Source organism: Magnetospirillum molischianum DSM 120 (assembly GCF_000294655.1).
Taxonomy (GTDB): domain Bacteria; phylum Pseudomonadota; class Alphaproteobacteria; order Rhodospirillales; family Magnetospirillaceae; genus Phaeospirillum; species Phaeospirillum molischianum.
On the sequence record NZ_CAHP01000022.1, the window covers coordinates 1 to 19,540 of the forward strand.

Annotated in this window: 21 protein-coding genes and 1 pseudogene; 6 read left to right on the forward strand and 16 right to left on the reverse strand. The window is 63.1% G+C overall.

All coding sequences use genetic code 11. The features are described from left to right. Positions 1-21: 21 nt before the first annotated feature. Positions 22-426 (reverse strand): YraN family protein, encoded by a 405-nt coding sequence (locus PHAMO_RS10175; RefSeq protein ID WP_002729049.1) that lies wholly within the window; start codon positions 424-426, stop codon positions 22-24. Then, positions 423-1,397 carry a 16S rRNA (cytidine(1402)-2'-O)-methyltransferase gene (rsmI, locus tag PHAMO_RS10180; protein ID WP_002729050.1) on the reverse strand — a complete coding sequence of 325 codons (975 nt, stop codon included), beginning with the start codon at positions 1,395-1,397 and terminating at the stop codon, positions 423-425. Before rsmI ends, PHAMO_RS10175 begins: the two co-directional genes overlap by 4 nt. An 86-nt stretch (positions 1,398-1,483) precedes the next feature. Between rsmI and PHAMO_RS10185 the strand changes: the two genes are divergently transcribed. Next, on the forward strand, positions 1,484-2,653 hold the full coding sequence (locus tag PHAMO_RS10185; RefSeq protein WP_002729051.1) for a penicillin-binding protein activator: 1,170 nt from the start codon (positions 1,484-1,486) through the stop codon (positions 2,651-2,653). An 87-nt stretch (positions 2,654-2,740) separates the two neighbouring features. Here PHAMO_RS10185 and PHAMO_RS10190 read toward each other — a convergent pair whose 3' ends face one another. Together PHAMO_RS10190 and PHAMO_RS10195 are read right to left on the reverse strand one after the other, a co-directional pair. Then, positions 2,741-3,745 carry an inorganic phosphate transporter gene (locus tag PHAMO_RS10190; protein WP_002729052.1) on the reverse strand — a complete coding sequence of 335 codons (1,005 nt, stop codon included), beginning with the start codon at positions 3,743-3,745 and terminating at the stop codon, positions 2,741-2,743. 6 nt (positions 3,746-3,751) lie between these two features. Further along, entirely contained in the window at positions 3,752-4,393 is a 642-nt protein-coding gene (locus tag PHAMO_RS10195) for a DUF47 domain-containing protein (RefSeq protein WP_002729053.1), read from the reverse strand. A gap of 207 nt (positions 4,394-4,600) precedes the next feature. On the opposite strand from PHAMO_RS10195, the gene PHAMO_RS10200 reads away from it, so the two are divergent. Further along, on the forward strand, positions 4,601-5,050 hold the full coding sequence (locus PHAMO_RS10200) for a hypothetical protein (RefSeq protein WP_002729054.1): 450 nt from the start codon (positions 4,601-4,603) through the stop codon (positions 5,048-5,050). 30 nt (positions 5,051-5,080) lie between these two features. Then, on the forward strand, positions 5,081-5,713 hold the full coding sequence (locus PHAMO_RS10205; RefSeq protein ID WP_002729055.1) for a ParA family protein: 633 nt from the start codon (positions 5,081-5,083) through the stop codon (positions 5,711-5,713). 42 nt (positions 5,714-5,755) lie between these two features. Here the strand turns inward: PHAMO_RS10205 and PHAMO_RS10210 are convergent, their stop codons facing one another. From PHAMO_RS10210 to petA, 12 genes and pseudogenes are all read right to left on the reverse strand, one after another. Next, positions 5,756-6,001, reverse strand: a complete 246-nt coding sequence (locus tag PHAMO_RS10210; protein ID WP_002729057.1) for a DUF2934 domain-containing protein — start codon at positions 5,999-6,001, stop codon at positions 5,756-5,758. Positions 6,002-6,078: 77 nt separating this feature from the next. Next, positions 6,079-6,702, reverse strand: a complete 624-nt coding sequence (plsY, locus tag PHAMO_RS10215; protein ID WP_002729059.1) for a glycerol-3-phosphate 1-O-acyltransferase PlsY — start codon at positions 6,700-6,702, stop codon at positions 6,079-6,081. Beyond that, the gene (locus PHAMO_RS10220) at positions 6,692-8,002 is read right to left on the reverse strand and encodes a dihydroorotase (protein ID WP_002729061.1); all 1,311 of its coding nucleotides are present in this window, start codon (positions 8,000-8,002) and stop codon (positions 6,692-6,694) included. The genes plsY and PHAMO_RS10220 overlap by 11 nt, the downstream gene beginning before the upstream one ends. Continuing rightward, positions 8,002-8,955 (reverse strand): aspartate carbamoyltransferase catalytic subunit, encoded by a 954-nt coding sequence (locus PHAMO_RS10225; protein ID WP_002729063.1) that lies wholly within the window; start codon positions 8,953-8,955, stop codon positions 8,002-8,004. Before PHAMO_RS10225 ends, PHAMO_RS10220 begins: the two co-directional genes overlap by 1 nt. A gap of 72 nt (positions 8,956-9,027) precedes the next feature. Further along, positions 9,028-9,894: a lysophospholipid acyltransferase family protein gene (locus PHAMO_RS10230; RefSeq protein WP_002729066.1), complete on the reverse strand. Its 867-nt coding sequence runs from the start codon at positions 9,892-9,894 to the stop codon at positions 9,028-9,030. Beyond that, positions 9,891-10,868 carry a tetraacyldisaccharide 4'-kinase gene (lpxK, locus tag PHAMO_RS10235; protein ID WP_002729067.1) on the reverse strand — a complete coding sequence of 326 codons (978 nt, stop codon included), beginning with the start codon at positions 10,866-10,868 and terminating at the stop codon, positions 9,891-9,893. Before lpxK ends, PHAMO_RS10230 begins: the two co-directional genes overlap by 4 nt. After that, positions 10,855-12,135: a 3-deoxy-D-manno-octulosonic acid transferase gene (locus PHAMO_RS10240; protein ID WP_002729068.1), complete on the reverse strand. Its 1,281-nt coding sequence runs from the start codon at positions 12,133-12,135 to the stop codon at positions 10,855-10,857. The genes lpxK and PHAMO_RS10240 overlap by 14 nt, the downstream gene beginning before the upstream one ends. After that, positions 12,132-12,854, reverse strand: coding sequence for a lysophospholipid acyltransferase family protein (locus tag PHAMO_RS10245; RefSeq protein WP_002729069.1), 723 nt, complete (start codon positions 12,852-12,854; stop codon positions 12,132-12,134). The genes PHAMO_RS10240 and PHAMO_RS10245 overlap by 4 nt, the downstream gene beginning before the upstream one ends. Before the next feature lie 14 nt (positions 12,855-12,868). Then, positions 12,869-14,653, reverse strand: a complete 1,785-nt coding sequence (gene msbA, locus PHAMO_RS10250) for a lipid A export permease/ATP-binding protein MsbA (RefSeq protein WP_002729070.1) — start codon at positions 14,651-14,653, stop codon at positions 12,869-12,871. A 253-nt stretch (positions 14,654-14,906) separates the two neighbouring features. Then, the gene (locus tag PHAMO_RS20050; protein ID WP_235720830.1) at positions 14,907-15,656 is read right to left on the reverse strand and encodes a cytochrome c1; all 750 of its coding nucleotides are present in this window, start codon (positions 15,654-15,656) and stop codon (positions 14,907-14,909) included. Between the two features lie 24 nt (positions 15,657-15,680). Continuing rightward, positions 15,681-16,901, reverse strand: a pseudogene (locus PHAMO_RS20055) (cytochrome b); the annotation flags it as partial. 11 nt (positions 16,902-16,912) lie between these two features. Then, a complete protein-coding gene (gene petA / locus PHAMO_RS10260; protein WP_002729078.1) occupies positions 16,913-17,467 on the reverse strand; it encodes a ubiquinol-cytochrome c reductase iron-sulfur subunit in 555 nt (184 codons plus the stop codon). 173 nt (positions 17,468-17,640) lie between these two features. On the opposite strand from petA, the gene PHAMO_RS10265 reads away from it, so the two are divergent. The 3 genes from PHAMO_RS10265 (at position 17,641) to PHAMO_RS10275 (ending at position 19,462) form a co-directional block, all read left to right on the forward strand. Beyond that, positions 17,641-18,135 carry a tRNA (cytidine(34)-2'-O)-methyltransferase gene (locus tag PHAMO_RS10265; protein ID WP_002729079.1) on the forward strand — a complete coding sequence of 165 codons (495 nt, stop codon included), beginning with the start codon at positions 17,641-17,643 and terminating at the stop codon, positions 18,133-18,135. Then, positions 18,132-18,959: a carbon-nitrogen hydrolase family protein gene (locus PHAMO_RS10270; protein ID WP_002729081.1), complete on the forward strand. Its 828-nt coding sequence runs from the start codon at positions 18,132-18,134 to the stop codon at positions 18,957-18,959. The genes PHAMO_RS10265 and PHAMO_RS10270 overlap by 4 nt, the downstream gene beginning before the upstream one ends. An 83-nt stretch (positions 18,960-19,042) precedes the next feature. Further along, entirely contained in the window at positions 19,043-19,462 is a 420-nt protein-coding gene (locus tag PHAMO_RS10275; RefSeq protein ID WP_002729083.1) for a DUF1178 family protein, read from the forward strand. The last annotated feature ends 78 nt before the right edge of the window (positions 19,463-19,540 follow it).

Here is a 19,540-nt window from a genome sequence, read left to right on the forward strand (position 1 = left end):
TATGTTCTTCGCTTCATAGCCTCAGTCGCCGTGCCGCCAGGCGTCGGGCAGGTGGCGGGGCAATCGTCCCGGCGTCAGCAGCACCAGATCGAAGCGCAGGTCGCATCCGGCAAGGTTGGGAGTCCGGGCCAGGAAAGCCGCTGCACCGCGTTCGATCCGCCGACGTTGTGCCGGGGTCAGCGCCCATGCGGCCTGATCCAGGTCGGGGCGCGACTTGACTTCGACGAACGCGACCAGATTGCCGCGCCGGACGATCAGATCGACCTCGCCCGCGCCCGATCCACGACCAGTCACCTCGCCGTGACGCAGCACGCGATATCCCTTCAGCCGCAACCACAGAGCCGCCACCCACTCAGCCCTGATTCCCCGTCTTCGGGCAGCCCGACGGGTTGGATCGGGCCGGGACGAGGGAGACGATTCCCTCATTCCTCGTTGCTTCCCCGGAATAGTCTCAGCGCTTGGGCATAGACCTCACGGCGAGGATATCCTGTCTCGGCGGCGATCAGCGCGGCGGCGTCTTTCAGACTGGCTCCGGCTTCGATTCGCTGGCGCAGTCGGGTCTCAACATCGTCGGCGCTGGGGGCTTCGGCCTCGCCGGGTGGTGCGGCGACGATCACCACCTCACCGCGCGGTGGAGTGGCGGCGAAGCGGGCCGCCAGTTCCGACAGAGGCCCGCGCACGACCTCTTCATGCATCTTGGTTAATTCACGGGCCAGCGCCGCTTCGCGGTTGCCCAGCACCGCCGCCATGTCGGCCAGAGTCTCGGCGGCGCGGTGCGGCGCTTCGTACAGAACCAGCGTGGCGGGAGATGCCGCCAATTCCTGCAATGCAGCGCGTCGCCGTGCGCCCTTGGGTGGCAGGAATCCGGCGAAGAGAAACCGTTCGACCGGCAGGCCGGATAATTGCAGCCCCGTCAGCACGGCCGAGGCTCCGGGCAAGGCGGTGACGGCGATACCGCGCTCGACACAATCGCGCACCAGCCGATAGCCGGGATCGGACACCAACGGTGTTCCGGCATCCGACACCAGTGCGACCACCGCGCCCTGTTCCAGTTTGGCCAGCAGCGCCGGGCGGGCCTGATCGGCATTGTGATCGTGATAGGGGGTCAGGCTGGCCTTGAGCCCCAGCAGCCGCAGCAGCTTTCCGGTGACTCTGGTGTCTTCGCAGGCGACAAGATCGGCGGCGGACAGCACGTCAAGTGCCCGCAGCGTGATGTCGCGTAAATTCCCGATGGGGGTCGCGACGAGATAGAGTCCCGCCGCCGGTTTACTTCCGCGTCCCCACGGGCTAATTTCGCCGGACGTGTCTGCGGCGGCATTGTCGCCGCCCGCTTCGTCCAGGGAGGGTTGCTTTGCGCCGGTCCGCGTTTCGGTGGCGCCGTGTCGCTGCCTTGTCATGGCTTACCGCTTTCCTGGTGCTTTCGGGCTGTCAACAGGCGGCAGAGGTATCACCTTGGGAGCGCGGAACCAAGCCCGCATCCCCGATGGCCTCCGCTTCGCCGGTTCAGGCCGCGCCCGCCCCTGCTTTGCCCGCGCCGCCACCGCCTCCCGAACCCGCTCTTTCTCCGGCCGTGACAGCGCCGATGACGCTCGTCGCCCCGAAGGCCGCCAAGACAGAGTCACGAGCGGCATTGTTGTTGCCGTTGTCGGGACCACAGGCCGCGACCGGGCAGGCGCTATCCAACGCCGCCCAACTGGCGCTGTTCGAGATCGCCGATGCCCATTTCAGCCTGATCCCGCTTGATACCAAGGGGACCGCCGAAGGGGCCGCCGCCGCGATGGGGCAGGCCATGGCTCAAGGCGCAGACATTATCCTCGGCCCGGTGTTCAGCTTCGAGGTTAAGGCTGCGGCTCCGTTGGCGCAGGAGCATATGCTGCCAATGCTGGCCTTCACCACCGACGCCACCGTCGCCGGGAATGGCATTTATGCCCTGGGCTATCTCCCCGGCCCGCAGGTGGCACGGGTGATCTCTTATGCCCGCGATCAGGGACGGCGGCGGATCGCCGTTCTGGCCCGTTCCGACGAATATGGCCGCGCCGTCGCCGATGCATCCCAACTGGCGGCGTCGAGTCTCGGGGTCGATCTGGTTGCGGTCGAGTTCTACGATCCGGCCCAGACCGACTTTACCGCTCTGGTCAAACGGCTGGCCGCCCGCCGTCCGGCACCGGGACAGAAATCCGCCTATGACGCCATTCTGATCGCGGACGAAGGGGTTCGGCTGCGCAATCTTTCCTCGTTGCTGTCTTACTATCTGACCGGAGGAGAGCCGCCGCGACTGCTGGGGACTCTGCTGTGGGACGATCCCCGGCTGGTGGCCGAGCCGTCTTTGATCGGCGGTTGGTATCCGGCTCCGCCCTCGGCTTCTTACGAGGCGTTCGAGCAGCGCTATTCCAAGGCGTTCGGGCCGATGCCGGCGCGCGTGCCCGGCCTGCTTGCCGGAATCGCCTATGATGCCACTGCCCTGGCTGCGTTGATGGCGCGTCAGGGACGGGGCGAATACAGCATGGAGGCGTTGCAATCGCCGCTGGGGTTCTTGGGAGCTGGAGGTCTGTTCCGCCTGACTCCGGCCGGACTGGCGGAACGAGGGCTGGCGATCCGCGAGATCACCCCCCAAGGGGCGCGGGAAATCGCTCCGGCACCCGCGACGTTCTGATCGCAAACCCAGGAGCCGCAGGCTCCTGGTGGGTCAGGTTCAACCGGCCAACGGGTCAAATCCAGGGTTGGCCGGTCTAAACCCCGGTTACCACAATTTCGTCGAAACCCACCAAGCGGCAGCGCCGACCGTGCCTGCCGCCGGGATGGTGATAACCCAGGCGACGACGATGTTGGCGGCGATGTTCCACCGTACCGCCGACAGCTTGCGGGCGGCACCAACGCCGACGATGGCGCCGGTGATGGTGTGGGTGGTCGAGACCGGAATCCCGGACCAGGTGGCGGCAAACAAGGTGATGGCACCGCCGGTTTCGGCGCAGAAGCCTTGGACCGGCTTCAGGTCGGTGATCTTCGATCCCATCGTCTTGACGATGCGCCAGCCGCCGAACAGTGTTCCCAAGCCCATTGCCAGCTGACAGACCACCGCGACCCAGATCGGGATGTGGAATTCCGGCCCCAGCATGCCTTGACTGAACAGCAGAATGGCGATGATTCCCATCGTCTTTTGGGCGTCGTTGCCGCCATGGCCAAGCGAATACATCGCGGCCGAGAAGAATTGCAGCACCCGGAAGCGACGATCGACCGCGAAAGGTGTCGAGCGGCGGCACAGCCACGAGACCGCCAGAATCAGCAGCATCGCCAAGGCCAGCCCGATCAGCGGCGACAATACGATTGCGGAACCGGCTTTGACGAAACCCGAGGTGACCAGGGCGGGAAATCCGCCCTTGGCGATTCCGGCTCCGGCGATGCCACCGATCAGCGCATGGGAACTGGAGGATGGAATCCCCAACACCCAGGTGACGATGTTCCATAGGATCGCGCCTGCCAAGGCTCCGAAGATAATGTGAGTGTCGATCAGGTTCGGCTCGACAATGCCGGTGCCGATGGTGTTTGCGACGTGAGGCGCAAAAAACAACAGGGCGGCAGTATTGAAGAAAGCCGCCCACGCTACCGCATATTTTGGCGATAGCACCCGAGTCGAGACCACGGTGGCGATCGAATTAGCGGAATCGTGAAGGCCGTTGAGAAAATCGAACACCAGGGCCACAAAAACCAGCGCCACGATGATCGGGAGAGCGACGGATCCGTCCATGGTGCGTCAGACCAGCTCGATCACGATGGTTTCTATGACATTGGCGACGTCTTCAAAGCGGTCGGTGACTTTTTCCAGCCGCTGATAGACTTCCTTACGGGCGATCAGCCGAACCGGATCACGCTCGGAAGCGAACAAACCGCGTAGTCCGTCGCGTTGGCGCTGGTCGGCGGTGCTTTCTTCCAGGCCGATGGCTTCGCACAATCGGCCGATTTCATCCGCGTTGCGGGTGGCCTGCTGCAACATCGGGATCGCCTGGACCAGCAATCCGGCGCAGGCGGAAATTCCGGCGGCCAATTCGCGCATGTCTGGGCTGAAATCGCGCACCCCGTACAGATCGACGCGCTGGGCGACGTCTTCGATTCCATCGACGGTGTTGTCCATCGTGGTGATCAGCTTATGGATCTGATCGCGGTCGAAGGGGGTGATGAAACTGCGGTGAAGGGCTTGGTGTGTTTCTCGGGTGATCTTGTCCGCTTCACCCTCGATTGTACAGATGCGTTGGAAGTGAAGGCTCATGTCGGCCCCTTCGGCCATCATGGCTTCCAAGGCGCGCGAGGCTTCGAGGATCTTCTTCGAATGCGCTTCGAACAGCTCGACAAATCGCTCTTCTCGCGGCATCAACGACCGAAACAGGCGAAAGAACATCAACTAGGCCCCCGACAGTTCCAGATAAGCCCGCGAACGAGCGCCGCCTGCATATCATACATGACCGACCCGTTACAGGCGGTTCCACGGGCCGCGACGGATTCGAGCACGATCCGTTTTTATCGGATACCGCTCTACCCTCTTGTGCCCGCCGCGACGGACTTCTACCCTTGATCGGATCGAAATCCTGTCGAGGGAGTCCGGGTGATGCGCCGCCTCGTTTTTGCCGCCGCTGGCGTGGTTTTGTCCACGCTTCTCGCCCTGCCCGGCGCTCCCGTTCTGGCTGCCGAGGCCGATGAGGGCGAGGTTGTCGTCAGCACGTGGGCCTTCGTTTCTCCCGGTTTGTCAGAAAAGCGCGGATGCCGCATCCGGGTGGTGGTCGAAAATTTCACGCCAGTGTCGATCGGCTTTTCCGGCAAATATCGCACGACGCTAAAGGGAACCGAAAAGGACGCATGGCTTGTCAACAGCTCACGAATCCCGCCGAAAGGCAGGGTCGAGCGGCTTTATTCCTGCGTTCTTCTGGGCGACACACTCGAACTCGACCGCACCAGCGACTACGGATATCCACGCACGTGTGAGGTCCGGGGCGAAAATACAAGCCCCTGCCCGTTCAAACTGCGGCAGGTCTCCAATCTTGCCATCTCTGGCCAATAGGCCGCCGCTCAGAGGGGGAACTCAAGACAGATGCGGACGGTTCTGGTCGGTAACATCAAGGGTGGTTGCGGTAAGACCACGCTTTCGACTCACCTTGCCGCCGCTTTTTCGGCCGAGGGCAAGGTAACCGCGATCGGCGATTGCGACCGCCAGGGGTCCAGCCTCAACTGGCTGCGGCGGCGCGATCCCGCGTTGCCGACAATCCTAGGGCTCGATTGGGCCAAGGATGTCGGCGACACCCCCAAGGGTCTGGAGCGGCTGGTGATCGACGCCCCGGCGGCGATGCATCACAAGGATGTCGAGGCTTTGATCGATATCAGCGATATCGTCGTGGTTCCGGTGTTGCCCGGTGCGTTCGACGAAGACGCTACCGCCCGTTTCCTCGAACGCCTGTCGAAAGTCAAAGCGGTGCGCAAGAACAAGCGGATCGTGGCCGTGGTTGGCAACCGGCTGCGTCCGGGTACGCGCACCAGCGACCGTCTCGATGGTTTTTTCGGCGGTCTTGGCTTTCCCGTGGTGGCGCGGTTGCGTGACACCCAGCTTTACCCGACCGTCGCGGCGCGGGGATCGACCGTTCTGGAAGCAACGGAAAGCCGAGCAAAAGCCTACGCTGCCGAGTGGGGTCCTCTGCTCGATCTGATCGCCGGATCGGGATCGAAATAGAAAAAGGGACCGGCGCATTACGCCGGTCCCTTTTTAGAGTGCTTATTTTGCCTTGGCGCGTCCGCGTGCAGCCGCTTTCGGCTTGCTCTCGGACGAGGCGGCTTTGGTTGCCTTGGATTTCGCGGCGGGAGCCTTCTCCGGCGCGGGCGAGTCAGCAACAACAGCCGTTCCCATCAGACGCTGTTCAGCCGCCAGCCAGAAATCCAGGTCGCTGCCATCGGGCTGTCCTGCCTCTATCCACAGGTGGTAGGCAAGATCCCTCACCTCGGCTTCGGAAATCTGGGTCATGTCCCCTCCAGGCGGTCAGTTATAAGTCCACTTTTACATTAACGTACCCGTCCCTCTGGGTACAATGACGGTCCGGTTTAGCTCGACTTGCGGCTAGCGCCGATGCGGGGTTCCTCGCCTTTGAGCAGCCGGGCAATATTGGCATGATGGCGGTGAAACCCCATCGCAGCCAGTCCCAACGCCATGACAGCAGCGGCGGGACCGGCGAAATACCAGGCATAAAGTGGCGCCAGCGCCAGCGCGGCCAGTGCCGCCGCCGACGAGATGCGGAACACCGCCGCTACGACCAGCCAAGTCAGACCACAGGCGATCCCGACAGGCCAAGAGGCCGCAGCCAGGGTGCCCAGCGTCGTTGCGACCCCCTTGCCCCCCTTGAAGCCGAGCCACACCGGATAGTTATGGCCCAGCACGGCGGCGAACCCTGCAAGCAGGATCGGATGGGATGCTCCATCGGTCAGCAACGCTGCCAGCCCGACCGCGATCGCCCCCTTGCCGCCGTCAAGCAGCAGAGTGGCGAGTGCCAGTCCCTTGTGTCCGGTGCGTAACACGTTGGTCGCACCGATATTGCCCGATCCGATGGTGCGGATATCGCCCAATCCAGCGGCGCGGGTCAGTACCAGACCAAACGGGACACTGCCCAACAGATAGCCGCCGATCGCCGCTAGCGCGAGGGTCAGGACGACGACCGGATCAGCGTTCATGACGGAACACCGTGCGGCCATCAACCACGGTTCGCGCCACCTGACCGCGAACCAAACGGCCGTCGAACGGTGAATTTTTCGACTTCGAACGGGCGATCTTGGCGTCGATGGCCCAGGTGCGGTCGGGATCGAACAACACCAGATCGGCCGAGGCTCCGGTCTTCAACCGTCCGGCGGCAAGGCCCAGGATCGAAGCCGGGGCGCAGGTCACCAGACGCAACGCCTCGACCAGGGTCAGGATTCCGTCATGGACCAGATCAAGCGTTACCGGCAACAGGGTTTCCAGACCGATGCCGCCGAATTCGGCCATCGTGAACGGAACCCGCTTCGAGTCTTGATCCTGGGGGGCGTGATCCGACGCAATCGCGTCGATGGTGCCGTCTTTCAGTCCCTCGATCACCGCCAGCCGATCGGCCTCACCGCGCAATGGCGGCGACAGCTTGGCAAAGGTGCGGTAATCGCCGACAGCCTGCTCGTTGAGGGCGAAGTAGGGCGGTGCGGTGTCGCAGGTAACCGGCAGCCCGTTCGCCTTGGCACGACGGATCAGGTCGATCCCCTCGGCGGTGGAAAGGTGGGCGGCGTGATAGCGCCCGCCGGTCAGTGCGACCAGACGCAGGTCGCGCTCAATCATGATCGCCTCGGCCGCCGACGGCATTCCGGCCAGTCCCAGCCGGGTGGCGAACTCGCCCTCGTTCATTACCGCATCCTCGACCAGCGAGGGTTCTTCGGGATGCTGGACGATCAGCAGGCCGAAGGTGGCGGCATAGGACAGGGCGCGGCGCATGACCTTGGCATCGCCAATGGCGCGGGTGCCGTCGGTGAAGGCCAGCGCTCCCGCCTCGGCCAACATTCCCATCTCGGCCAGTTCCTTCCCGGCCAGCTGCTTGGTGGCGGCGGCATAGGGAAAGACCTTGGCCAGCCCGATCTGACGGGCGCGGCGGGCGACGAACTCGACCGTGGCAACGTCGTCGATCACCGGGTGGGTATTGGGCAGACAGACCATTGAGGTGACGCCGCCCGCTACCGCCGATTCGCCGGCCGAGCGGAGGGTTTCCTTATGCTCCTCGCCCGGCTCGCGGACTTGGACACGCATATCGACCAGACCGGGAGCGAGGCAAAGGCCATCGCACTCGATGACCTCGATTCCGCTCGGGACTCCGGCCTGGAACAGACCTGGACCGACATCGGCGATGGTCTCGCCATTGATCAGAAGGGCGCCCTTGGCATCCATCCCGGTGGCGGGATCGAGCAGGCGGGCATTGACATAGGCCACCAGGCCGGTGGAGGCGCGGTTAGGCATCAGGCGGCTCCGTCCCGATTGGGGAGATGGCGGGTGAGAACGTCGAGGCAGGCCATTCGTACCGCCACGCCCATTTCGACCTGTTCGCGGATCAACGAGCGTTCAACGTCGTCGGCGACGTCGGAATCGATCTCGACGCCGCGATTCATCGGGCCGGGATGCATAATCACCGCGTCGGGCTTGGCCAGGGCCAATTTGGCTTGATCCAACCCGAAGAAATGGAAGTATTCGCGGATCGACGGGATGAAATTGCCGCGCATCCGTTCGTTCTGAATGCGCAACATCATGATGACGTCAACGCCCTCCAGGCCCCGTCGCATGTCGTGAAAGACCTCGACTCCCATCCGATCGACCCCGGACGGCAGCAGCGTGCGCGGTCCGATCAGACGGACCTGCGCACCCATCGCGTTCAGAAGATAGATGTTCGACCGCGCGACCCGGCTGTGCAACACATCGCCGCAGATCGCGACGGTAAGACCCGACAGCCGCCCCTTGCGCCGCCGGATCGTCAGGGCGTCGAGCAATGCCTGGGTCGGGTGCTCGTGGCTGCCGTCGCCGCCATTGATGACGGCACAATTGACCTTTTCCGACAACAGCTTGACCGCACCGGAATCGGGATGGCGCACCACCAGGACATCAAGATGCATCGCGTTCAGCGTCATCGCGGTGTCGATCAGGGTCTCGCCCTTCTGCACCGACGATCCGGCCGCTTGCATATTGATGACATCGGCGCCCAACCGCTTCCCTGCCAGTTCGAAGCTGGTCCGGGTCCGGGTCGAGTTCTCGTAGAACAGGTTGATGACGGTGCGACCGCGCAACAGATTCTTGCGCTTATCGACGGAACGGTTCTGCTCGACATACCCATCGGCGATGTCGAGCAGTGTGGTGATCTCCTCCGGCCCCAGGCCCTGGATACCGAGGAGATGACGGTGCTGAAAGTGGGTGTCGGTCATGGTGCCGAACTATAAGCCTGGCCGCGAATGCCCGCAAGGTGGGGCGAAGGCCGGGATAAGTCGTTCCTTAAGTCAGTCCGGCCAGCGGCGATGCAGCCACAACCACTGTTCCGGCCTCTCCCTCACCCACTCCTCCATCAACAAGTTGATCCGCCCCAGCAACAGCCGATTGTCGTCGTGGATGTCGCCGGTATGGGGGAAGGACAGCGGCGGCAGGATGGTGATGCGGAAGTGGGCTCCGCCCAGTCGTTCGACCCGCGCCGGCACCAAAGGGCAGGAAAACCGGGTGGCGAACTGGGCCATCGCCGGGGCGGTCATTGCATCACGGCCGAAAAACGGGATCGGAACTCCGTCATTCATCTTTTGATCGACCAGCATGCCGAGATGGCCGCCAGCCTTCAGAACCTTGATCGCTTGGCGTGCTCCGGCGGCTCCCTTCTGAATCTGGTCTCCTGCGGCTCCCTTGCGTCCCTTCCGGTACAGATTTTCGATCCACGGGTTGTTGGCGGCGCGATAGACCAGATGCAGGGGCAAGCCGCGTTGCAGCGCGACCGCTCCGCCCAGCTCCCAATTGCCGAGATGACCGGAAATGAAGATGCCGGGCTTCCCATCGTCGCGCATCCGGTCGATTTCCTCGCCGCCGATCGTTTCAATCCGTTCGGTGGCGATCCGTTCCAGATGGGGGAACTCTCCGGCGACGCGGCCCAGATTGTCCCACATCCCCCGAAGAATGGCGGCGCGTTCCGCCTCGCTCTTTTCTGGAAAGGTACGGGCGAGATTGCGCCGGGCAACCCGGTTGACCCCCAGGTGCGGCCCCACCATCCGGGCGAGCCAGCCTCCCAGCGCGGACGCGGCATCTAGCGGCAAGGCCCGGAACAGCAGCCAAATTCCCCACGCAGCCAGGGCTTCCAACCGCTGTCGAATCTCTTTGCCCGTCATGCCACCACTCCGATCCGGTCCAGCAAAGGCGTCAGACGCGCCGGGTCGCGCCATTCCAGTTCCACAGGAAGCGCCATCACCCTCTCGCGTAAATCCGAAGGCAGCCGTACCCGGTCCTTCGCGGTGGTGACGGCCTGCGCATCCATCGCTTCGGCTTCGGCCAGCAGCGCCTCGATCTCGGCACGGGCATAGGGGTGATGATCGGGAAACGGATGCGCGGTCACGATGGTCGCCCCGATTCCACGCAAGGTCGCAAAGAACTTTTCCGGCAGACCGATCCCGGCAAATGCCACGACGCGCCGTCCGTTCAGGTCGGGCGCATCGGTGGACGGCACCAGCCGGGCTTCGAGCACAGGCAGATTCGCCCTCGCCGCCTGTTCCGCCAAACCGGCTCGGTCTTCGCCGACGAGCACCAGTGCATCGGCGCGGGAGAAGGCGCGCTCGGGTGGTTCACGACAGGGGCCGGCCGGGATCACGCGGCCATTGCCGAAGCCATAGGTTCCATCGACGACCAGTAGCCCGAGATCGATCGCGATCCGCCCACTTTGAAAGCCGTCATCCATTACGATCAGATCGGCCCCGGTGGCAATCGCGGCAACTGCGCCCTCGGATCGGTCGCGGGCGACCCAGGTTGGTGCGTATGCCGCGAGCAGCAGTGGTTCGTCGCCGACACGGGCGGCATCGTGGCGCAACGGATCGACGGCGCGGGGGCCGATTTCGGTTCCGCCATGGCCGCGGCTGAGAAAATGCGGCTGTCGTTTCGCCGCGATCAGCCGCTGTGCCAGGGCGATTGCCACCGGCGTCTTACCCGCGCCTCCGGCGACGACATTGCCGACGCAGATCACCGGCACCGCCGGACGATATTGTTCTGCCCGTTCCAGCAGGCGGGCCGCACCCCAGGCATAGACCGACCCTAACGGTGCCAGCGCACGGGACAGCCGACCATCCTTGCGCCAGAACTCAGGGGCGCGCATGTCGCCTCTCGGCGGCGCGGAGGAAGGGGGCCAGGGCGGTTTCGACCACATCCAGCACTTCGGCCTCGGTTTCGGCCCAGGCAGCGGCAGCCGCCTTCATCCGGTTCAACCGCTCGGGATCGGCCAGCAGCGCGCCCAGCGTTTTAGCCATATCGTCGGCATCCTTGACTTCGATCGCGGCACCTGCGGCCACCATATGCGCCGTCATGTCGGGAAAGTTTTCCATCCGTGGCCCGAACAGCACGGCGCACCCCAGCCGCGCCGGTTCGAACGGATTCTGTCCACCGCCAACGGTCAGGCTTTTGCCCATGAAGACGATATCGGACAGACGATAGAACACTCCCAACTCGCCCATCGTATCGGCGATATGGATCGCGGTTCCGGCGCGGGGCGTCTCTCCTGCCGAGCGCATTGCCACCGACAGGCCCAGAGCGATCAGCTTTCGGGCGATATCCGGCCCTCGGCCGGGATGACGCGGCACGATCAGGGTCAGCAGGGAGGGAAAGCGTTCAGCCAGATGACGATGCACCGAGGCGATGATCGCTTCCTCGCCGGGATGGGTGCTTGCCGCCAGCCAAAATGCTCGCCCCGCCACCGCCGCTCGCAGCCGTTCCAACTCGGCTTCGTCTCCCGGCAGCGGCGGCACGGCGTATTTGAGATTACCGAGACAGCGAACATCGCCGCCGCCCAGGTCGCGCAATCGTCCGGCGTCGGCCTCGGTTTGAGCCAGACACAGATCGAAGCCGCCCAACATCTTTCCGATTAAATCGGGCAAATAGCGCCAGCGGGCATAGGAGCGGGGCGAAATCCGTCCTTGGACCAGCACCATCGGTATCGCCCGCCGTTTCGCTTCGGACAACATGTTGGGCCAGAAATCCGACTCGGTCCACAGCATCAGGTCGGGCTGCCAGTGATCGAGAAACGCGGAGACATAGGCTGTCCGGTCAACCGGCTGGTATTGGTGGATCGCTCCTTCGGGAAGACGGTCGGCAACCATCCGTGCCGAGGTGACCGTTCCCGTCGTCAGGAGCACGCCCAAGCCACGCCGCCGCAGCCGTCCGACCAACGGCAGAACCGATAGCGATTCGCCCACCGATGCGGCATGGACCCAGACCAGCGGGCCGGGGGGGCGGGGCTGGCTCGGCTGGCCTAACCGTTCGCCGAATCGGGCCGGGTCTTCCTTGCCGCGATGCCGACGGTTATCAAGGTACAGCGAGATCAGCGGTCCGCCCAGATCGGTTATCCGTCGGTAAAGATCGTAAATCATGATTCCTCCGCCCCGACGCCGCTTGGTGGGGCTGGACTGGGGCTTTCGACGCCAAGGCGGGCATCCGCTTCGGCGGTCAGGGCATTCAAGGCCATCTCGATCTTCAGCCGTGCCGCCTCAAGCCCGTCGGCGTCGGCATCGGTTGCGACATGGATCGGTTCGCCCCACACCAGTTCGCCCTGGGCGAAAGGAAGAGCAACGGCGAAACGATCCCAGCTTCCCAGCAGGCGGCGGGGTTTGGCGGCCCAGGTCGCAGGCAGGACCGGACAGCCCGACAGCCGCGCCACCGCGACGATTCCCGCCGTCGCCCGCATCCGGGGGCCGCGTGGCCCGTCCGGGGTGATCCCGACACATTGTCCCGATTTCAGCGATTTCAGCATCGCCCGTAGCGCCGCCCCGCCGCCCCGGTTGGTGGAGCCGACAATGGTGTCGATGCCGAAATGGCTGACGGTGCGGGCGATCAATTGCCCGTCTCGGTGCTGACTGATCAGCATGTTGATCGGCACGCCCGGACGCCAGATACGCGGCATCATCAGGATGCGGCCGTGCCAGAAGGCCAGGATGAACGGCTTGCCCTCGTCCCACAACGCCGCGGCCGGGCCATCATTGATTACGGTCCAGCGCCCGGTCAGCGCGACCAGCCGGATGTACTGCGCCCCCAGCCAGCACAACGCTCCCCGCAAGGTCTCGCTTTTGCCGATTCGCTTGGCCAGCCCCATCCTTCCGGGTCTCCTTATTGTGTGCCGCCTTCGGCGGTCTCCTCGGCGAATTGCATGGCGTAGAGACGGGCATACAGTCCGCCCTGCTCCATCAGCATGGCGTGAGTGCCGGTTTCAACCACGCGGCCGCGATCCATGACGTGGATCAGATCGGCTCCAACCACGGTGGAGAGCCGATGAGCGATGACGATGGTGGTCCGTCCCCGCATCAGTCGGTCGAGTGCGGCTCGAATCTGGTGCTCGGATTCGGTGTCGAGCGCGCTGGTCGCCTCGTCGAGCAGCAGGATGGGCGCGTTCTTCAGCATCGCACGGGCGATGGCGATGCGCTGACGCTGGCCGCCCGACAGGTTCAGACCGCGTTCTCCGACAACGGTGTCATAGCCGTGGGGCAGGCCGATGATGAATTCGTGCGCTGCGGCCGCATGGGCGGCCTGAACGATCTCATCGTCGCTGGCACCGGGACGGCCATAAGCGATGTTGGCGCGGATCGTGTCGTCGAACAGGGTAATCTCCTGGCTGACCAGGGCGATTTTCGACCGCAGCGAAGCCATCGTGACGTCACGGATGTCCTGGCCGTCGATGCAGACTCGTCCGTCGGTGACATCGAAGAAGCGCGGCAGCAGGTTGAGCAAAGTCGATTTGCCCGCGCCCGATGGTCCGACCAATGCGACGGTGCGCCCGCCCGGAACCGACAAGTCGATCCCATCCAGCACGGCGCGGCTGCCGTCATACGTGAAGAACACGCCCTCCAAACGGACATGGCCTTCGCGTACCAGCAATTCGCGGGCGGAGGGATGGTCCTGAATCTCGGGCTGGGCGTCCAGAACCGAAAAGGTTCGTGCCGCCGCCGCCAAACCTTCCTGAAGATTGGTGTTGAGCGAGGCCAGCGATTTCAGCGGGCGATAGGCCAGCATCAGAGCGGTGATGAAGGAGAAGAACGCGCCAGGAGTCGTGTGCCCGTCGATGACGCGCGAGCCGCCATAAAGGATCACCACGGTGATTGCGACGCCGCCCAGGAATTCCATGATCGGAGATGAGGCCGACCGCACCCGAGCCGCGCGATAGACCAGATCCTGCAAGGTCTCGATCAACTGGCGGACACGGGTCTTTTCGTAATCCTCCATCCCATAAGCCTTAACCACCCGGACACCCTGAACCGATTGCTCCAGATAGGTGGTCAGCAGTCCCATCTGCTCCTGGGTGTTGGCGGTGACCTTGCGCATCCGCCGTCCCAGCTTGCTGATCGGCAAGATCGCCAGCGGGAAGACAAAGAAGGTCCACAGCGACAATTCCCAGTCCTGATAGAACATCGCGGCGATCAGGAAGATCAGTGACGAGGCATCCTTGCCCGCGCCGGTCAGCGCGTCCGACACGGCAAAGCGCATCTGCGAGATGTCATTGGTCAGACGCGACAGAATCTTGCCGGTTGAATTGGCCTGGAAATAGGCGACGTCGAGTCGCATAAGATGCGAAAACAGCCGCATTTGCATGTCGGCGATCACCCGAAGGCCGACCCGCGACAGAAACACCGCCTCGCCGTAATTGCACAGTGCCTTGACCGCAAAGGCGGCCAGAACCGCCAGTCCCAGTGGCAACAGGAAGGCGGATTGCCGCTCGGTGAATATTTTGTTGACCACCGGGTCCATCAGCAAGGCGTAGGCGGCGTTTGCCGCCGCTCCCACCACCATGCACAGAACCGCCAGGGCAATTTTGCCCAGATAAGGACGCATGCCTTCGCGGAACAGACGCCGCACCAGAACACGTGTCGAATGATCGAAGGTGATTTTTTGCTTGGTCAAGGCTCCGCCCGGTCGGTTTTTTCGGCGCGGCGGACCATAGCATGGCCGCAGGCTCGGGCCAAATCAAACGAACCCCTGCCCTCTACAGCCTGTGGTATGGGCGGTTGTTTCCGTCACATCCGGGGGGATTGGTGGCGTCTCGATCCGTCTTGCCGCAAAAGAAAACGGCCGCCATCGAACTCGATGGCGGCCGTCCTGTCGTCATTTGATTAGGATCTGAGAGAAAGCTCTCTGCGATCCGAACCAAATTTTCTTAGTGAACGTCCTTCCAAATCTGCCGCTTCAGGGCGAAGAGCAGGGCGGTCAGAAGGGCGAGGAACACCATCACCTTGACGCCAAGGCTCTTGCGGGCCTCCAGCTCAGGTTCGGCGGCCCAGTTCAAGAACGTCACCACGTCCTTGGCGATCTGTTCCTGGGTCGCCTTGGTGCCGTCGGCATAGGTCACGACGTCATCGAACACCTGCCGCGGCATGCCGATGGCGTAGCCGGGGAAGTAGGTGTTGTACATCTTGCCTTCGGGGATCGCGACGTCCGCAGGCGGGGCGTCGGGGTAGCCGAGCAGCAGAGAGTAGACATAGTTCGGACCGTTGGCGCGGGCCTTGACGATCAGGGACAGATCGGGCGGAACCGCACCACCATGGATCGCCGCAGCCGCCTTGTCGTTGGCATAGGGCGAGAGGATACGGTCGGCCGGACGAGCCGGACGCTGGAACATCGCGCCTTCGTCGTTCGGGCCGTCCAGGACTTCCTTCTCGGCGGCGATGGCCTTGATCTCTTCCGGGGTCAGGCCGACGGCGGCGAGATTGCGGAAAGCGACCAGTTTCACGCCATGGCAGTTCGAGCAGACCTCGTGATAAACCTGCCAACCGCGCTTCAGAGCAGCACGGTCATAGCGGCCGAACACGCCTCCCCACGAGAAACCGCCTTCGGGCTTCAGCAACTCATGGGTCGCGGTATTCGCCTGAGCCGTGCCGGAGAAACCAGTGGCACCGATCAGAAGCATGGCACCGACCGCGATCGCCTTGACCACCGGAGCGGAGATCGACGCCGGCAGGGGCAGGGTCTTTTCCTTACGTGACAGCCAGGGCAGCACGATCAGGAAGTGAGCGAAGTAGTAGGCAGTCGCGATCTGGCTGACGGTGACCAGGAAGTCGGTCGTCGGCTTGGCGCCACAATAGCCGAGAACAAAGGCATTGATGACGAACAGCCAGAAGAACTGGCGGTACAGCGGCCGGAAGGTCGCCGAACGGACTTTGGAGGAGTCCAGCCAGGGCAGGGCGAACAGGATCAGGATGGCACCGAACATCGCCACCACACCCAGCAGCTTGGCCGGGATGAACCACAGATCGACGGTGAACGCACGCAGGATCGCATAGAACGGCAGGTAGTACCATTCCGGGACGATGTGCGGCGGGGTCAGCATCGGGTTGGCGGGGATGTAGTTATCCGGCTCGCCGAAGAAGTTGGGCGCCCAGAAAACGAAGGCCATATAGATCATCAGGAACACGCCGATGCCGAACAGATCCTTAACCGTGTAGTAAGGATGGAACGGGATCGCGTCCTGCGGGCCATTCATCTCGATGCCCAGCGGGTTGTTCGACTTCACGCTGTGCAAAGCCCAGACGTGCAGAGCAACCAGCCCCAGGATGACGAAGGGCAGCAGGAAGTGCAGGGCGAAGAACCGGTTCAGGGTCGGGTTATCGACCGAGAAGCCGCCCCACAGCAGGGTGACGATCGAATCGCCGATCAGCGGGAACGCCGAGAACAGGTTGGTGATGACCGTGGCGCCCCAGAACGACATCTGGCCCCAGGGGAGCACATAGCCGAGGAAGCCTGTGGCCATCATCGTGAGATAAATGGCGATGCCGATGAACCACAGCAATTCGCGCGGAGCCTTGTACGAACCGTAGTACAGGCCGCGGAAAATGTGGATGTACACCAGGATGAAGAACATCGAGGCGCCGTTGGAATGCAGATAGCGCAACAGCCAACCGTAATTGACGTCGCGCATAATGCGCTCAACAGAATCGAAAGCCAGGGCGCTGTTCGGCGTGTAATTCATCGCCAGGAACAGGCCGGTCGCGATCAGGATCACCAGCGTGAACGCGGCAAGAGAGCCGAAGTTCCACCAGTAATTCAGATTTTTCGGCGTCGGATACTCGACGGCGCTGTGGCGCAACATCGAGAACACGGGCAACCGGTCTTCGACCCAGTTGACTACCGCGTTGTTGCTCTTGAAGCCACTCATGACGGTCCCCCTCAGCCGATCCGTACGGTGGTATCGCTGGTGAATTGATAGGCGGGTACAGCCAGATTCTTCGGTGCCGGCCCCTTGCGGATGCGACCCGAGGTATCATACTGCGACCCGTGACACGGGCAAAACCAGCCGCCCCATTCCCCCCGGGGATCGGTCGGCTTCTGGCCCAGCGGAACGCAGCCGAGGTGGGTGCAGATGCCCACAACAATCAACCATTGCGGGTTTTTAACCCGAATGGCGTCGGACTGCGGATCTCGCAATTCGGACAGGTTTACCGCCTGTGCAGAGGCGATTTCCTCGGCCGTTCGGCTCCGGACGAAAACCGGAGCTCCACGCCAAACCACAGTGATGGCCTGTCCAGGCTTAATTGCCGACAGGTCTACATCGGTGGTGGACAGCGCCAAGGTATCAGCAGCCGGGTTCATGCTATGCACGAACGGCCACAGGGCGATGCCCGTCCCGACCACGCCGACGGTGGACGCGGCCTGCAGCAGGAAATCCCGCCGCGTTTGCCCGTCCGCCGCCGAGGGCTGGGCATTCTTTGCCGTATCAGCCATTTCAAATCCTCTTGTTGGCCCGCGGAAGCGAGACTATTAAACACAATGGATGGCCCGATTCAACAGCCCTCTAGCCCCAGGGCCAAGCTGTCATGATACCTGATTTTCAGTCGTCGGCCAGCCAATCGGCGCACATTTCTCGCCAGACCTTGACGCGCAAGGAGTTTCACCCCATGGAGCGGCTCCGTCTGGCTCTATTTCAACCCGACATCCCTCAAAACGCGGGCACACTTTTTCGCTTGTCCGCCTGTCTTGGATTGGGAGTCGATGTGATTGAACCGTGCGGCTTTGTCTTTGACGACCGCAAGTTAAAACGTGCCGGAATGGACTATTTGGACCGTGCGCGTGTGGTTCGTCATGCTTCGTGGGAGGCGTTTGCTCTGACACTGGCGAAGACGGGGCGGCGGCTGGTGCTGTTGACTACGCGCGGCGAGCACCGTCACGACCACTTTTCCTTTTTGCCCGGCGACACTTTGATGGTCGGTCGGGAAAGTAGCGGCGTTCCGCCCGATATCGCGGCACTGGCGGCCGCGCGGGTACGAATCCCGATGGTGACGGGACCGCGTTCCATTAACGTCGCCTTGGCCGCCGCGATGGTCACCGGAGAGGCGCTCCGTCGTCTTGACGGTTTTCCCGACGAATCCCCAGCCGAAGAGGGTATGGAATGAAATCGTTCAAGGCAGCCTGTCTTCAAGTCAATTCCGGCACCGACATGATGCGCAATTGCGAGGTGGCCGCGACCCTGGCGGTCGAGGCGCGCGCCGCTGGGGCCGACCTGATTCTGATGCCCGAGAACGTAGCCCTGATGGAGTGGGGTCGTTCGGCTTTGGTGCTGAACGCCGCTGCCGAGGAAGACCATCCGGCCCTGGCCTTTTTCCGCGATCTGTCCCGCGAGATCGGGGTCTGGCTGCATCTGGGCAGCCTGCATATTCTGCTTGATGGCGGAATGATCGCCAATCGCAGCTTCGTGATCGATCCGTTGGGCGAGATTCGCGCCCGTTACGACAAGATTCATATGTTCGACGTCGATCTCGGCTTGGGCGAGGTCTATCGCGAATCCAGTACGTTCTCGCCCGGCAACCGTTCTGTTGCCGCCGATTTGCCGTGGGGGCGTTTGGGGTTGTCGATCTGCTACGATCTGCGTTTTCCCCAGCTTTACCGCGATCTGGCCCAGGCCGGTTGTGACTTTCTGACGGTTCCGGCCGCGTTTACCCGTACCACCGGCAAGGCGCACTGGCACGTTCTGCTCCGGGCGCGGGCGATTGAGACCGGATGCTATGTTTTCGCTCCGGCTCAATGTGGCGAACACGTCAACAATCGCCAAACGTATGGTCACGCGTTGATCGTTTCGCCTTGGGGTGAAATTCTCGCCGATGCTTTGGAGCAACCGGGCTGGGTCATCGCCGAGATCGACCCTCGCCGTGTCGGCGAAGCGCGCAGGAAGATCCCCTGTCTTGATCACGACCGGCCCTTCGTGCCCTTGCGGATGTGACGGCTGACTCGGTGGAAGGCGTGGATGTATAATGTTGAGGAGTCCGCGCCATTGGGGCGTGGGCAGACTTTCGCGGTGCGCCGATGATCCTGTTCGAATTGCGTTGCGCCTTGCAACATCATTTCGAGGCGTGGTTCCGCGACGGGGCCGCCTATGAGGCCCAATCGGCGGAGGGAGCCATCGCCTGCCCGGTTTGCGGCGATAAAGACGTCTCGAAAGCGCCGATGGCTCCGCGTTTGGTGCAGAGCCGGGGCGATTCGCCTCCGCCCGATTTCGACCGTGTTGCCGGGGATGTCCGCCGCGCCTTGCTGGAGATCAAGAAGCAGGTCCAGCAAAATTGCGATTATGTCGGGGACCGTTTCCCCGAGGAGGCCCGCCGGATTCATTACGGCGAGTCCGATGTCCGCCCGATCTATGGCGAGGCGACCCACGATGAGGCGCGTGATTTGCATGAGGAAGGGGTGGCGGTGCACCCCCTGCCCTGGATTAGCGACGCCAATTAAAGTCTCTATGCCGCTCGTTCAATGTTTGCCGAAGGAATGTGCGACGGATCAAACGCAAATAGGCTGAGGTGGGCAAAC

Coding starts and splice junctions, on each gene's coding strand:
- petA (WP_002729078.1), bottom strand. CDS start 17,467: ATGGCTGATACGGCAAAGAATGCCCAGCCCTCGGCGGCGGACGGGCAA.
- PHAMO_RS10265 (WP_002729079.1), top strand. CDS start 17,641: ATGGAGCGGCTCCGTCTGGCTCTATTTCAACCCGACATCCCTCAAAAC.
- rsmI (WP_002729050.1), bottom strand. CDS start 1,397: ATGACAAGGCAGCGACACGGCGCCACCGAAACGCGGACCGGCGCAAAG.
- PHAMO_RS10230 (WP_002729066.1), bottom strand. CDS start 9,894: ATGACGGGCAAAGAGATTCGACAGCGGTTGGAAGCCCTGGCTGCGTGG.
- PHAMO_RS10185 (WP_002729051.1), top strand. CDS start 1,484: ATGGCCTCCGCTTCGCCGGTTCAGGCCGCGCCCGCCCCTGCTTTGCCC.
- PHAMO_RS10225 (WP_002729063.1), bottom strand. CDS start 8,955: ATGACCGACACCCACTTTCAGCACCGTCATCTCCTCGGTATCCAGGGC.
- plsY (WP_002729059.1), bottom strand. CDS start 6,702: ATGAACGCTGATCCGGTCGTCGTCCTGACCCTCGCGCTAGCGGCGATC.
- PHAMO_RS10205 (WP_002729055.1), top strand. CDS start 5,081: ATGCGGACGGTTCTGGTCGGTAACATCAAGGGTGGTTGCGGTAAGACC.
- PHAMO_RS10275 (WP_002729083.1), top strand. CDS start 19,043: ATGATCCTGTTCGAATTGCGTTGCGCCTTGCAACATCATTTCGAGGCG.
- PHAMO_RS10190 (WP_002729052.1), bottom strand. CDS start 3,745: ATGGACGGATCCGTCGCTCTCCCGATCATCGTGGCGCTGGTTTTTGTG.
- PHAMO_RS10240 (WP_002729068.1), bottom strand. CDS start 12,135: ATGATTTACGATCTTTACCGACGGATAACCGATCTGGGCGGACCGCTG.
- PHAMO_RS10210 (WP_002729057.1), bottom strand. CDS start 6,001: ATGACCCAGATTTCCGAAGCCGAGGTGAGGGATCTTGCCTACCACCTG.
- PHAMO_RS10220 (WP_002729061.1), bottom strand. CDS start 8,002: ATGCCTAACCGCGCCTCCACCGGCCTGGTGGCCTATGTCAATGCCCGC.
- lpxK (WP_002729067.1), bottom strand. CDS start 10,868: ATGCGCGCCCCTGAGTTCTGGCGCAAGGATGGTCGGCTGTCCCGTGCG.
- PHAMO_RS10270 (WP_002729081.1), top strand. CDS start 18,132: ATGAAATCGTTCAAGGCAGCCTGTCTTCAAGTCAATTCCGGCACCGAC.
- PHAMO_RS10245 (WP_002729069.1), bottom strand. CDS start 12,854: ATGGGGCTGGCCAAGCGAATCGGCAAAAGCGAGACCTTGCGGGGAGCG.
- PHAMO_RS10195 (WP_002729053.1), bottom strand. CDS start 4,393: ATGTTCTTTCGCCTGTTTCGGTCGTTGATGCCGCGAGAAGAGCGATTT.
- PHAMO_RS10200 (WP_002729054.1), top strand. CDS start 4,601: ATGCGCCGCCTCGTTTTTGCCGCCGCTGGCGTGGTTTTGTCCACGCTT.
- PHAMO_RS10175 (WP_002729049.1), bottom strand. CDS start 426: ATGAGGGAATCGTCTCCCTCGTCCCGGCCCGATCCAACCCGTCGGGCT.
- PHAMO_RS20050 (WP_235720830.1), bottom strand. CDS start 15,656: ATGCTTCTGATCGGTGCCACTGGTTTCTCCGGCACGGCTCAGGCGAAT.